14 protein-coding genes are annotated in these 13671 nt (G+C 58.3%); 12 read left to right on the top strand and 2 right to left on the bottom strand.

Going from position 1 to position 13671, the window contains the following annotated elements:
• Positions 1–76: 76 nt before the first annotated feature.
• The 8 genes from BLT55_RS02640 (at position 77) to rpoS (ending at position 7317) form a co-directional block, all read left to right on the top strand.
• Complete coding sequence (locus BLT55_RS02640) at positions 77–1189, top strand: S-(hydroxymethyl)glutathione dehydrogenase/class III alcohol dehydrogenase (RefSeq protein ID WP_055001118.1); 1113 nt, start codon at positions 77–79, stop codon at positions 1187–1189.
• A 99-nt stretch (positions 1190–1288) separates the two neighbouring features.
• Entirely contained in the window at positions 1289–2134 is an 846-nt protein-coding gene (gene fghA, locus BLT55_RS02645; protein ID WP_055001117.1) for an S-formylglutathione hydrolase, read from the top strand.
• A gap of 53 nt (positions 2135–2187) precedes the next feature.
• Entirely contained in the window at positions 2188–2661 is a 474-nt protein-coding gene (gene ispF, locus BLT55_RS02650; RefSeq protein ID WP_055001116.1) for a 2-C-methyl-D-erythritol 2,4-cyclodiphosphate synthase, read from the top strand.
• Positions 2658–3716 carry a tRNA pseudouridine(13) synthase TruD gene (gene truD / locus BLT55_RS02655; protein ID WP_055001115.1) on the top strand — a complete coding sequence of 353 codons (1059 nt, stop codon included), beginning with the start codon at positions 2658–2660 and terminating at the stop codon, positions 3714–3716. Before ispF ends, truD begins: the two co-directional genes overlap by 4 nt.
• A complete protein-coding gene (gene surE / locus BLT55_RS02660) occupies positions 3704–4453 on the top strand; it encodes a 5'/3'-nucleotidase SurE (RefSeq protein ID WP_055001114.1) in 750 nt (249 codons plus the stop codon). The genes truD and surE overlap by 13 nt, the downstream gene beginning before the upstream one ends.
• 41 nt (positions 4454–4494) lie before the next feature.
• The gene (locus BLT55_RS02665) at positions 4495–5130 is read left to right on the top strand and encodes a protein-L-isoaspartate(D-aspartate) O-methyltransferase (protein ID WP_007250173.1); all 636 of its coding nucleotides are present in this window, start codon (positions 4495–4497) and stop codon (positions 5128–5130) included.
• 206 nt (positions 5131–5336) lie between these two features.
• Entirely contained in the window at positions 5337–6203 is an 867-nt protein-coding gene (locus tag BLT55_RS02670; RefSeq protein ID WP_055001113.1) for a peptidoglycan DD-metalloendopeptidase family protein, read from the top strand.
• A gap of 103 nt (positions 6204–6306) precedes the next feature.
• Positions 6307–7317, top strand: a complete 1011-nt coding sequence (gene rpoS, locus BLT55_RS02675; protein ID WP_007250175.1) for an RNA polymerase sigma factor RpoS — start codon at positions 6307–6309, stop codon at positions 7315–7317.
• 556 nt (positions 7318–7873) lie between these two features.
• On the opposite strand, the gene fdxA is transcribed toward rpoS, so the two are convergent.
• Positions 7874–8197, bottom strand: coding sequence for a ferredoxin FdxA (gene fdxA / locus BLT55_RS02680; protein WP_007250176.1), 324 nt, complete (start codon positions 8195–8197; stop codon positions 7874–7876).
• Positions 8198–8442: 245 nt separating this feature from the next.
• The gene (mutS, locus tag BLT55_RS02685; RefSeq protein ID WP_174518633.1) at positions 8443–11010 is read right to left on the bottom strand and encodes a DNA mismatch repair protein MutS; all 2568 of its coding nucleotides are present in this window, start codon (positions 11008–11010) and stop codon (positions 8443–8445) included.
• A 272-nt stretch (positions 11011–11282) separates the two neighbouring features.
• On the opposite strand from mutS, the gene BLT55_RS33355 reads away from it, so the two are divergent.
• The 4 genes from BLT55_RS33355 to recX all read left to right on the top strand — a co-directional run bounded on the left by BLT55_RS33355 (position 11283) and on the right by recX (position 13646).
• Positions 11283–11420, top strand: coding sequence for a hypothetical protein (locus BLT55_RS33355; RefSeq protein WP_156357547.1), 138 nt, complete (start codon positions 11283–11285; stop codon positions 11418–11420).
• Positions 11421–11510: 90 nt separating this feature from the next.
• On the top strand, positions 11511–12011 hold the full coding sequence (locus BLT55_RS02690; RefSeq protein WP_055001111.1) for a CinA family protein: 501 nt from the start codon (positions 11511–11513) through the stop codon (positions 12009–12011).
• A gap of 94 nt (positions 12012–12105) precedes the next feature.
• A complete protein-coding gene (gene recA / locus BLT55_RS02695; RefSeq protein ID WP_007250179.1) occupies positions 12106–13170 on the top strand; it encodes a recombinase RecA in 1065 nt (354 codons plus the stop codon).
• Positions 13171–13175: 5 nt separating this feature from the next.
• Positions 13176–13646 (top strand): recombination regulator RecX, encoded by a 471-nt coding sequence (gene recX, locus BLT55_RS02700; protein ID WP_055001110.1) that lies wholly within the window; start codon positions 13176–13178, stop codon positions 13644–13646.
• Positions 13647–13671 lie beyond the last annotated feature (25 nt).

A 13671-nucleotide genomic window follows, 5' to 3' on the forward strand; every position in this document is an offset into this window, starting at 1 on the left:
TGCTTTTGGCTGCATTACTCGCCAATTCGCACTGTACTACACTGCAAACCTTGTTTTTACTCGCCGGAGAAGTTTGATGATCAAGTCACGCGCTGCAGTGGCCTTTGAAGCCAAAAAGCCACTGGAAATCGTCGAAGTCGACGTTGCCATGCCCAAGGCAGGCGAAGTGTTGCTCAAAGTGGTGGCATCCGGTGTCTGTCATACCGACGCGTACACGCTTTCCGGCGCTGACCCTGAAGGCATTTTTCCATCGATTCTCGGCCACGAAGGCGGTGCGATCGTCGAAGCGGTTGGCGAGGGCGTGACCTCTGTGGTAGTCGGTGATCACGTGATTCCGCTGTACACCCCGGAATGCCGCCAGTGCAAATTCTGCCGCTCGGGCAAGACCAACCTTTGCCAGGCGATTCGTTCTACTCAAGGAAAGGGCCTGATGCCGGATGGCACTACGCGTTTTTCCTACAAGGGCGAGCCGATTTTTCATTACATGGGCACCTCGACCTTCTCTGAATACACCGTATTGCCTGAGATTTCCGTCGCCAAAATCGACAAGAAAGCGCCTTTGGAAAAGGTCTGCCTGCTCGGCTGTGGCGTCACCACCGGTATCGGCGCCGTGCTCAATACGGCCAAGGTCAAGCCGGGCGACACCGTGGCCATTTTCGGCCTGGGCGGGATCGGCCTGTCGGCGGTGATTGGCGCTGTAAAGGCCAAGGCTGCACGAATCATCGCCATCGACATCAACCCGGCCAAGTTCGAGATCGCCAAACAGCTGGGCGCCACCGATTGCGTCAACCCGAAGGATTTCGATCGTCCGATTCAGGAAGTCATCGTCGATATGACAGATGGCGGCGTCGACTTCTCGTTCGAGTGCATCGGTAACGTGCAATTGATGCGCTCGGCGCTGGAGTCCTGCCACAAAGGCTGGGGCGAGTCGGTGATCATCGGCGTGGCCGGTGCAGGTCAGGAAATTGCCACCCGTCCATTTCAACTGGTGACCGGGCGCGTCTGGCGCGGTTCGGCGTTTGGCGGCGTGCGTGGCCGTACCGAGCTGCCAAGCTATGTCGACATGGCGCAAACCGGCGAAATCCCGCTGGATACTTTCATCACCCACACCATGGGCCTGGAAGACATCAACAAGGCTTTCGATCTGATGCACGAAGGCAAAAGCATTCGCACCGTCATTCATTTTTGAGGAGCAGCTGCAAGCGCTTGGCTTCAAGCGGCAAGAAGGGCTGTTGCCAGCTTGAAGCTTACGGCTTGCAGCTTGCAGCTTGCAGTTGGAGTAAACGACATGCCTTTGGAAAATATCTCCTGTCAAAAAAGCTTTGGTGGCTGGCACAAGCGTTACAGGCACCTCTCGCCAGTGCTGGGCTGCGACATGGTGTTTGCGGTGTATTTGCCGCCGCAGGCCGAGCAGGGCGGCAAATTGCCCGTACTGTACTGGTTGTCCGGGCTGACTTGCACGGATGAAAACTTCATGCAGAAAGCGGCGGCGCACCGGCTCGCGGCCGAGTTGGGCATCATTATCGTGGCGCCCGACACCAGCCCGCGCGGCGCCGATGTCGCCGATGACCCGGACGGTGCCTGGGATTTCGGCCAAGGCGCAGGCTTTTATCTGAATGCCACTGAAGCGCCGTATGCCCGGCATTATCAAATGCATGATTACGTGGTCAAAGAGCTACCCGCGCTGATTGAAGCGCATTTCCCGGCGTCACAGGCCCGCAGCATCAGTGGCCACTCGATGGGTGGTCACGGCGCGCTGGTGTGTGCCCTGCGCAATCCCGGCCGTTACAAGTCGGTGTCGGCGTTTTCGCCAATCAGCAACCCGATTGATTGCCCATGGGGGCAGAAAGCCTTTTCTCGGTATTTGGGCGAAGACCGTTCGCGGTGGCGTGAGTGGGATGCCAGCGTGCTGATGTCCGGCGCTGCAGAGAAGCTGCCGACCCTGGTCGATCAAGGTGATCGGGATGATTTCCTGGTCAATCAGCTCAAGCCCGAGGCTCTGCTTCAGGCCGCCAAAGCCGCCGACTATCCGCTGACCCTGCGGATGCAGCCAGGCTATGACCACAGCTACTTCTTCATCGCCAGTTTCATAGAAGACCATTTACGGCATCACGCCGACGCCTTGAACAGCTAACCGGCGCCAAAGCAGGTAGAATCACGCCCTGTCTTTTTTCAGGGCGTTTTTCTATGCGTATTGGCCATGGCTACGATGTGCACCGTTTCGCTGAAGGCGATTTCATAACCTTGGGCGGGGTGCGGATTGCACACGGTTTCGGCCTGTTGGCCCACTCCGATGGCGATGTGCTGCTGCACGCCCTCAGTGATGCACTGCTGGGTGCCGCTGCGCTGGGCGACATCGGCAAGCATTTCCCCGACACAGACCCGCAATTCAAGGGCGCTGACAGCCGTTTGTTGCTGCGCCATGTGCTCAAACAGATCCACGACAAAGGCTGGAAGGTCGGTAATGTCGACGCCACGATCGTCGCCCAGGCGCCGAAGATGGCCCCGCACATCGACGCAATGCGCGCGTTGATCGCCGAGGACCTGAACGTAGAGCCGGATCAGGTGAACGTGAAAGCCACCACCACGGAAAAGCTCGGTTTTACTGGTCGTGAAGAAGGCATCGCGGTGCACGCCGTCGCGTTGTTGCTGCGCGCATGACCGAACTCGAACTGCTGGGCCCGAGGGCCTGGGGCGATGCGTTGGGTCGTGCTGTGCTCAAGGCCGTCGCTGAAGACTTTCAGGTTGATGAAGTGCTGGATATACCGCTGACAGGCGATGGCGAGCACCTGTGGTTGTGGGTCGAGAAACGCGGCCTGAATACCGAGGAAGCGGCCCGCCGGCTGGCACGTGCCGCAGGTGTTCCGTTGCGTACCGTCAGTTATGCAGGATTGAAAGACCGCCAGGCGCTGACCCGCCAATGGTTCAGCATTCAGTTGCCAGGCAAGGCCGATCCTGATCTTTCGGCAGCGCAGGACGAAACGCTGCAGATTCTCGACAGCGGTCGCCACAAGCGAAAATTGCAGCGCGGTGCCCATGCGGCCAACGGTTTCACGCTCAGGCTGACGCAACTGGACGCCGACAAGGACGCCTTGAATCAACGCCTTGAAATAATTGCCCGGCAGGGTATTCCCAACTACTTTGGCACGCAGCGTTTCGGATATCAGGGCGGCAATCTGGGCGAAGCTCGTGAATACGCGGCCCGTCAAGCGCTGCCAGAACAGCGAGCGGTGCGGTCGCGGCTGTTGTCCACGGCGCGCAGCTATCTGTTCAATCGAGTGCTGGCGGCGCGTATTGCCGACGGCAGCTGGCAGCAGGCCCAAGTGGGTGATCTGCTGGCATTTACCGACAGTCGCAGTTTTTTTCCGGCCGGTATCGCCGAGTGCAGCGATCCTCGCTTGGCGATTCTCGATCTTCATCCCACCGGCCCGCAATGGGGGGAAGGCCCTTCGCCAGCGACCGGCGCGACCGCAGCGCTCGAAAACGCGATCACCGCTAGTGAGTCTTCACTGCGTGACTGGCTGGTCAAAGCAGGCATGGAGCACGAACGGCGCATCCTGCGGCTGCCCATTGGACGGCTGACGTGGCATTATCCCGAGCCTGACATTCTGCAACTGGAATTCGTCCTTCCGCCCGGATGCTTCGCCACTGTGTTGGTGCGCGAACTCGTTGATCTGGCGCCGGTTGGGCAGACGGACAGCTCATGCGTATTCTGATATCAAATGACGACGGGGTCACTGCGCCCGGTCTTGCGGCGCTGCATGCGGCGCTGGCGGACTATGCCGAGTGTGTGGTGATCGCCCCTGACCAAGACAAAAGTGGTGCCAGCAGTTCGCTGACACTCGACCGGCCCCTGCACCCGCACACCCTCGATAACGGCTTCATCAGCGTCAACGGCACGCCGACCGATTGCGTACATCTGGGCCTGCACGGGCTTCTGGAGCGTGAGCCGGACATGGTGGTGTCGGGGATCAACCTTGGCGCCAACCTGGGCGATGACGTGCTGTATTCCGGCACCGCTGCCGCCGCGCTCGAAGGCCGCTTCCTGCAGCGTCCGTCGTTTGCCTTTTCGTTTCTGTCACGTCAGCCGGATAATCTGGCGACGGCGGCCCATTATGCGCGTTTGCTGGTAGAGGCCCACGAGCAACTCGATCTGCCACCGCGCACGGTACTGAACGTGAACATTCCGAATTTGCCGCTTGAACACATTCGGGGCATTCAACTGACCCGCCTGGGCCACCGTGCCCGCGCTGCCGCCCCGGTCAGAGTGGTTGATCCGCGTGGCAGGCCCGGTTACTGGATCGCTGCTGCCGGTGATGCCGAGGATGGCGGTGCCGGAACCGATTTTCATGCGGTCATGCAGGGCTACGTATCGATTACGCCGCTGCAACTGGACCGAACCTTTCAGGATGGTTTCAGCAGCCTGAACAACTGGCTGGAGGACCTGCGCTGATGTCGCGTGAGCAGGATGATCTATTGCGTCGCGGGATCGGGATGACCTCGCAACGAACACGCGAGCGCTTGATTCAGCGTCTCTGTGAGGAAGGCATTACCAACGATCGAGTGCTGGACGTCATTCGCAAGACGCCCCGGCACCTGTTCGTCGATGAAGCGCTGGCGCACCGCGCCTATGAAGACACCGCCTTGCCGATCGGCCATAACCAGACCATCTCTCAGCCTTATATGGTTGCGCGGATGAGTGAGCTGTTGCTGGCCGCTGGCCCGCTCGACAAGGTCATGGAAATCGGCACCGGTTCCGGCTACCAGACTGCAGTGCTGTCACAGCTGGTCGAGCGGGTATTTTCGGTGGAGCGCATCAAGGTCCTTCAGGACCGGGCCAAGGAGCGGCTGGTTGAACTCAACCTGCGCAACGTGGTTTTTCGCTGGGGCGATGGCTGGGAAGGCTGGCCGGCGTTGGCACCTTATAACGGCATCATCGTCACGGCGGTGGCGACGGACGTGCCGCAGGCGCTGCTCGATCAACTGGCTCCAGGAGGACGGTTGGTCATCCCGGTGGGCTCGGGCGAAGTACAGCAATTGATGCTGATCATTCGCGAAGAAAACGGGTTTTCCCGACACGTATTGGGTGCCGTGCGCTTCGTGCCTTTGCTCAACGGGCCGATTGCCTGAAGATTGTCCGCATCGATGAGTGAATTCTGGCGTCACTCACCGGTCTACAGCGGTCAGTCCACAAGGATAAATAGCTAAATGGCATCATTTCACGTATCTGACTGATCTATAACAGCGATTTCAGCAGTTAATCACGGGCTGCCCGCCGCGCTTGCGGCACAATAGGCATCTTTTTTGAATTCAGTCACCAGTAAAGGGAGTGGCGGGTGAGTCTCACAGTCATTCAGCAGCTCAGGTCCTCAAGAATTTATCAGCGTCTGGTGATTGGCATTGCTCTCGGTGTCCTTCTGGCCGGCTGTTCCAGCACGCCGCCAGGTGGTGTTCGTGTGGTCGATCGTAATGGCAATGCGGTTGCGCAACGCCCCACCGTGACCACCGGCCAGTACGTCGTCAGACGCGGCGATACGCTGTTTTCCATTGCGTTTCGTTACGGCTGGGACTGGAAAGCACTGGCTGCCCGCAATCAGATCCCGGAGCCGTTTACCATCAAACCAGGTCAGACGATTCGCTTTGACGGGCGCTCTTCTTCAACATCCGGTGTAGCGTCGACCCCCGTTGGAGGGCGTCCAACCACGACAACTTCCACCACGACAAGCAGCTCGGGCTCAGTGAAAACCACTGTCATGTCCAAGCCGGTGGCGGTTGTACCGGTGGTGATACCGCCGTCGGCAACGACCGGCACAGGCCCGGCTGGCAAGTCTCCGTCGGGTTGGACGTGGCCTTCTAGTGGCATTTTGATAGGAAAGTTTTCCTCAAACGGCAGTTTGAATAAAGGAATTGATATCGCGGGTGATTTGGGACAGCCTGTTTTGGCAGCGTCTGATGGTTCGGTCGTTTACGCCGGAAGCGGATTACGTGGCTACGGCGAATTGATCATCATCAAACACAGCGATACCTACGTCAGTGCCTACGGTCATAATCGCAGGTTATTGGTTCGGGAAGGGCAGCAGGTCAAGGCAGGGCAGACAATTGCCGAAATGGGGTCAACAGGAACTGACCGGGTGAAACTGCATTTTGAGATTCGCCGCCAAGGGAAACCTGTAGATCCATTGGAATTTTTGCCACGTCGTTGATAGTTGCCAGCCTGTTCCTGGCGTAATAGGAACAGGCTCAAGCGATGCCATGGAACCAGGCGCCGCTGGAGCTTGAGGTCGAACTCACCAAAGGACTAAAACAATGGCTCTTGGCAACGAAGCGCCGGAGTTTGACATCGATGATGAAGTGCTCCTTATGGAAGCCGGCATTGTACTGACGGAGGCGTCAAACGATAAGCAGCCAGCCGCTGCTGTGTCGGGACGCGTCAAGGCCAAGCATTCAACATCGCTCAAACAACACAAATACATCGACTACACCCGAGCGCTCGACGCTACCCAGCTGTATCTCAACGAGATCGGGTTCTCTCCTCTGTTGTCCCCGGAAGAAGAAGTTCACTTTGCACGTCTGTCGCAAAGTGGCGATCCGGCCGGACGCAAACGCATGATTGAAAGCAATCTGCGACTGGTGGTTAAAATCGCCAGGCGCTATGTCAATCGTGGTCTGTCATTGCTGGACCTGATCGAAGAGGGCAACCTTGGGCTCATCCGGGCGGTCGAAAAATTCGATCCTGAACGTGGCTTCCGTTTCTCGACGTACGCCACTTGGTGGATTCGTCAGACCATTGAACGCGCGATCATGAATCAGACCCGGACGATCCGGCTGCCGATTCACGTCGTCAAGGAACTGAACGTCTACCTGCGTGCGGCCAGAGAGCTGACCCAGAAGCTCGACCATGAGCCTTCCCCTGAAGAAATCGCCAACCTGCTGGAACGACCTGTCGGTGAGGTCAAGCGCATGCTGGGCCTCAACGAGCGAGTCTCTTCGGTGGATGTTTCCTTAGGGCCGGACTCTGACAAGACCCTGCTCGACACCCTGACGGACGACCGTCCTACCGACCCGTGCGAATTGCTGCAGGATGATGATCTGTCTCAGAGCATCGACCAGTGGCTGTCCGAACTGACCGAAAAGCAGCGCGAGGTGGTGATACGCCGCTTTGGCCTGCGCGGGCATGAAAGCAGCACACTGGAAGACGTAGGGCTGGAAATCGGACTGACCCGTGAACGGGTGCGTCAGATACAGGTTGAAGGACTCAAGCGCCTGCGCGAGATTCTTGAAAAGAACGGTCTGTCCAGCGAGTCACTCTTCCGATAAATCCCCTCCGCAAACCGCATCATGCCAAGGCCGATATAACACTTGATGTGTGTATCGGCCTTTTTATATGTCCTTCGTAATGTCACTGCTACGTCTGCAACGGGATAGCGATACTGCCGCAGGTCTTTAACGCTTGTGAAATACGGCTGTGGGATCCCATGTTGTGTAAGTCATTGCGTACAGATGCTGTAAGTCATCAAGGCATTATGGGTGAGTTTTTTTGCATTCTGTAAGAAGTTAATCGGTCAACTAGCTGATATTAAAGATCTTTTGTTCTCGATGCGGGCGGGCCTGGAAATATTCTGCTGCGTTTCGGGTGTTGCTCTGCCGGGTTAAATCTCTAATATCGAAGCTGTGCCAACGGACAGGTACAGGCCATCAAGGATAATGAAGGCTATGGACATCGCAGGATGCGATTCATCAGGATGATGACAAGGGAATACAGGGGTTAGGGAGAAAATGTGGGCGGGTCAAACCGCCCCTTTTTTTTGTCTGAAATCTGTCGAATTCAGCGTAATGAAAAGGCCCTCGCGAGGGCCTTTTGTCTGCCTGGAATCTAGCGTTCCAGTTCAGCGATCTTGCCAGGCTTGCCATCCCATTCCGCAGCGTCAGGCATGGCGTCTTTCTTCTCGGTGATATTGGGCCAGACGTCGGCAAGCTCAGCGTTCAGTTCGATGAAGTTTTCCATACCCGCAGGTATCTCGTCTTCCGAGTAAATGGCCACAGCAGGGCACTCAGGCTCGCAGAGCGCGCAGTCGATGCACTCGTCCGGGTGAATGACCAGAAAGTTCGGGCCTTCGTAGAAGCAGTCCACCGGACAGACTTCTACACAATCGGTGTATTTGCACTTGATGCAGTTGTCGGTGACGACGAAGGTCATTTCTAATTTTCTCCTCAGGCGGCTGCAGCAGAGCCCTTCCAGACAGGGTTGCTAGGTTCGGGAGGTTTCCCGGCCCTATGAAAACACGTGCTTGTGGTGAGCGGCCTTGATGCAGTCCGACCGCATCGCTTGTCACACACCCTTGGTTCGCTGCGTTTTCACGCGGCTCGAAAACAACCCGGCCAGGCTAAAAGCCGGGAGCATCCCAAACCGCGCGGGATTCTAACAGCTTGTAACGGTTCGCGTCACAGACGTGTTTGCAATGTGTACAGCAAATCCAGAGCCTGCCGCGGGGTCATGTCGTCAACCTTGATCTTCGACAGTTCATCGAGCACCGGATGCGGCAGACTGGCGAACATATCGCTCTGTTGCGGGACCGCAGGTTTGCCGGGTTTGGCGCGCGGCTGTTCGTGGGGCAGGCTGGTGGTTTCCAGGCGCTGCAAGTGCTCCTTGGCGCGCGTGATGACTTTCGCTGGAACGCCCGCCAGTTGCGCCACGGCCAGGCCGTAGCTCTGGCTGGCAGGCCCTGGCAGCACACGGTGCAGGAATACGATCCGCTCGTTGTGTTCGGTGGCGTTCAAATGCACGTTGGTGACCAGCGGCTCGCTTTCCGGCAGCACCGTCAGTTCGAAATAATGCGTCGCGAACAGCGTGTAAGCGCGCAGTTGCGCAAGGCATTCGGCAGCCGCCCAGGCCAGTGACAGGCCGTCGAAAGTACTGGTGCCGCGTCCGACCTCGTCCATCAGCACCAGGCTCTTGTCGCTGGCGTTATGCAGAATGTTGGCGGTCTCGCTCATTTCCACCATGAACGTCGAACGTCCACCGGCAAGGTCGTCGCTGGAGCCGATCCGGGTGAAGATCCGGTCAACCAGCGACAGTTCGCACGTGGCGGCCGGCACGAAGCTGCCAATGTGGGCCAGCAGCACGATCAATGCCGTCTGGCGCATGTAGGTCGACTTACCGCCCATGTTCGGGCCGGTGATGACCAGCATCCGCGTGTTGTCGTCGAGGGCCAGGTCGTTGGCAACGAATGGCGTGCTCAACACCTGCTCGACCACCGGATGGCGACCTTGCTCGATGCGCATGCAGGGCTCGGCCACGAAGCGTGGGCAATTCAGGTCCAGATTCAGGGCGCGCTCTGCAAGATTGCTCAATACGTCCAGCTCGGCCAGTGCTGCCGCAGTGTCCTGCAGCGGGGCCAGATGGCCGATAAGGTCTTCAAGCAAGGCCTCGTAGAGCATTTTTTCACGCGCCAGCGCACGGCTTTTTGCTGACAGTGCTTTGTCTTCGAACTCTTTGAGTTCCGGCGTGATGAAGCGCTCGGCGCCCTTGAGGGTCTGGCGGCGAATGTAGTCGGCCGGTGCCTGTTCAGCCTGCTTGCTCGGCAACTCGATGAAGTAGCCGTGCACGCGGTTGTAACCGACTTTCAGATGGCTCAGTCCGGTACGGGCTTTTTCGCGCGCTTCCAGATCGATCAGGAACTGGCCGGCGTTTTCGCTCAGTGATTGCAGCTCGTCCAGCTCTGCGTCGTAGCCGGTCTTCAGAACGCCACCGTCACGAATCACGGCGGGCGGGTTGTCGTTGATCGCGCGTTGCAGCAGATCAGCAAGCTCGGGGTATGTGCTGGCGGTCTGCGCAAGTTGCTGCAGGTGCGGCGCGTCAAGGTCGGTCATCGCCTGTTGCAACTCGGGCAGTGCGCTCAGAGCATCGCGCAGTCGGGCAAGATCGCGCGGCCGAGCGTTGCGCAGACCTATCCGCGCCAGAATCCGCTCGATGTCCCCGATTTCCTTGAGCTGCGGTTGCAGGTTCTCGAAACGATAGCGTTCCAGGAAGCAACCAATGGAGGTCTGACGTGCCTGCAATACGGCAAGGTCGCGCAGCGGGCGATTCAGCCAGCGAGTCAGCAAGCGCGTGCCCATCGCTGTCTGGCAGCGATCCATGACGGACTGCAGCGTGTTGTCGCGTCCGCCCGAGAGGTTGGTGTCCAGTTCCAGATTGCGCCGACTGGCGGCGTCGAGGATCACGGTATCGTCGAGACGCTCGTGGCGCAGGCTGCGCAAGTGCGGCAGGGCGGTGCGCTGTGTTTCCCTGGCGTAGCTCAAGAGGCAGCCAGCAGCACCAATGGCCAGGGTCAGGTTCTCGCAGCCGAAACCCTTGAGGTCCTGGGTCGCAAACTGCTGGCAGAGACTTTTGTGCGCGGAATCGCGTTCGAAATCCCAGGGCGCGCGACGTCTGGCACCGCGGCGCTTTTCCGCTGGCAAACCTTGTGGCCAATCGTCAGGAATCAACAGCTCGACCGGGTTGATGCGCTCAAGCTCGGCGAGCAGATTTTCCCAGCCCTTGATCTCCAGCACACTGAAGTTGCCACTGGTGATGTCCAGCACCGCGAGGCCGAACAGCCGCTCGTCCCCCAGCACGGCGGCGATCAGGTTGTCCCGGCGCTCATCGAGCAGCGCTTCATCGCTGATGGTCCCGGGCGTGATGATGCGCACCACCTGACGGTCCACCGGGCCCTTGCTGGTGGCCGGATCGCCGATCTGTTCACAGATCACCACCGACTCGCCAAGCTTCACCAGTTTGGCCAGATAGCCCTCGGCCGCATGATAGGGAATCCCGCACATGGGTATGCTCTGGCCTGCCGACTGGCCGCGAGCAGTCAGGGTGATATCCAGCAATTTGGCGGCTTTCTTCGCGTCTTCGTAGAAAATTTCGTAGAAGTCGCCCATGCGATAGAACATCAACTGGTCCGGGTGCTGATTTTTCAGCTTCCAGTACTGTTGCATCATGGGCGTGTGTGAGGAGAGATCGGAAATTGCTTTATTCATCAGTGGCTTAGGCAAGTTCTTTAGAGGGGTGAGGCAAACTTCAGGCATGACACGCGTTCCCTCTTGAATGGAGGGGCGTCTGCCAAGTGTTTGCGATGGGCGCAAGGTTATCACGCACGACAGAGCGTTGCAGTGAGGACATGACACTTGCTGATTGGTGACCAGGCGTTTCCCGGCGGCCATGGAGGTCGATTTGCCGTATAGACTTTCAGCGCTGCCACTCGATAGCCGAAGGGCACTCTATAAAAAAGGATTTTTATATGAACAATCACATGAAAAGCAAACGAGCGAGAGATTCTGTCAGCGGTCGCTTCATTCCTCTGGAGGAGGCCAGAAAAAGACCGAGAGAAACCACGGTGGAAACGGTCAAAAAGCCCGTACGCAAGAAAAACAACTGATTATTCGGCAGGTGACGAACGGCCGTTCATCGGCCGTTTCGTCTCTCTAATCGGTTTTACAAAGTCATAAGGTCTGAACAGGATGATCCCGTGGATGAAATTACCCGGCTTGCCGACACGCTTGGCAGCCTGCTCAAAGCCGTCGATGCTCAGGTCACGACTGCCGAATCCTGCACGGGCGGCGGCATCGCCGAAGCCATTACCCGCATCGGCGGCAGCTCCGCCTGGTTCGAAGCGGGTTACGTGACGTATTCCAATGCTCAGAAAACCCGGCAACTAGGCGTGCCTGACGCGTTGTTCGAGCAATTTGGGGCGGTCAGTCAGCCGATCGTGGAAGCCATGGTGCGGGGTGCGCTGCATGAAAGTGCTGCGCGCTTCGCTGTCGCGGTCAGCGGTGTTGCAGGGCCAGGCGGCGGTTCGGTCGACAAGCCCGTCGGTACAGTGTGGCTGTGCTGGGGTGATGGAGCCACGCTCATCACCCAGCGTCGCTGGTTTGCGGGTAATCGGGATGAGGTCCGTCGACAGACGGTACTGACCGCGCTGCAAGGGCTGATACAACTGGCTCGTGGAGAAATGCCAAAACAGGGGTAGGCGCGCGGCCGTTGCTGTGGAATAATACTGTCTACTTATACAGGTGTTGTGGCCATCAAGGCCCCTGATTGAATTTGATAACGTGAGGACTTCAATGGACGACAACAAGAAGAAAGCCTTGGCTGCGGCCTTGGGTCAGATCGAGCGTCAGTTCGGTAAAGGTGCCGTGATGCGCATGGGCGATCACGATCGCCAGGCGATTCCTGCCATCTCCACCGGTTCGCTGGGTCTGGACATCGCACTCGGTATCGGCGGTCTGCCTAAAGGCCGGATCGTGGAAATCTACGGTCCTGAGTCTTCCGGTAAAACCACGCTGACCCTGTCGGTCATCGCGCAAGCCCAGAAAATGGGCGCGACGTGCGCATTCGTCGATGCGGAACACGCACTCGATCCGGAATACGCAGGCAAGCTGGGCGTCAACGTCGACGACCTGTTGGTCTCGCAGCCGGACACCGGCGAGCAGGCGCTGGAAATCACCGACATGCTGGTGCGTTCCAATGCCATTGACGTCATCGTCGTCGACTCCGTTGCCGCGCTGGTGCCGAAGGCTGAGATCGAAGGCGAGATGGGTGACATGCACGTGGGTCTGCAGGCGCGCCTGATGTCGCAGGCACTGCGCAAGATCACCGGTAACATCAAGAACGCCAACTGCCTGGTCATCTTCATCAACCAGATCCGCATGAAGATCGGTGTGATGTTCGGTAGCCCGGAAACCACCACCGGTGGCAACGCACTGAAGTTCTACGCTTCGGTACGTCTGGATATCCGTCGTACCGGCGCCGTGAAAGAAGGCGACGAAGTGGTTGGCAGCGAAACCCGCGTCAAGGTCGTGAAGAACAAGGTAGCTCCGCCGTTCCGCCAGGCAGAGTTCCAGATTCTCTACGGCAAGGGTATCTACCTGAACGGCGAAATCGTCGACCTGGCCGTATTGCACGGTTTTGTCGAGAAATCCGGCGCATGGTACAGCTACCAGGGCAGCAAGATCGGTCAGGGTAAAGCTAACTCGGCCAAGTTCCTGGCGGATAACCCGGAAATCTGCAAAGCGCTTGAGAAGCAGATTCGCGACAAGTTGCTTACCCCGGGTGTCGACACCAAGGCTGTAGGCTCTCGTGAAGCAGTGGTTACCGATGACGTGGCCGAAGCAGACGCTGATATCTGATAGCCATGTCTGCCGTGCTCGATACACCTGTCGCCGTACGGCGAACTGCAATGGACCTGCTCGCACGCCGCGAGCATGGTCGAGTCGAGCTGACGCGCAAGTTGCGTCAGCGCGGCGCTACCCCCGAGCTGATAGAGCCTGCGCTTGACCGTCTGGTCGAGGAAGGCTTGCTCTCTGAATCCCGTTACCTCGAAAGCTTTGTTTCCTACCGTGCCCGTTCGGGCTATGGCCCTGTTCGTATTCGGGAAGAGCTGACTCAGCGCGGTCTGCAACGAGCCGATATCGAACAGGCGCTAAGAGAGTGCGGGGTTGATTGGCAGGAAAAACTCGAGGAAATCTGGCAGCGCAAGTTTGCTGGTGCATTACCGGTCGATGCTCGTGAGCGTGCAAAGCAGGGACGTTTTCTGAGCTACTGCGGGTACCCGCTGGACATGATTGGCCGCCTGTTGAGCGGCCGTAATCATCGGGACGATTGAGTCGGGGTGGTTTCATACCGCGCCC

The sequence above is a fragment of the Pseudomonas cannabina genome, from assembly GCF_900100365.1.
In the GTDB taxonomy this organism is placed as follows: domain Bacteria; phylum Pseudomonadota; class Gammaproteobacteria; order Pseudomonadales; family Pseudomonadaceae; genus Aquipseudomonas; species Aquipseudomonas cannabina.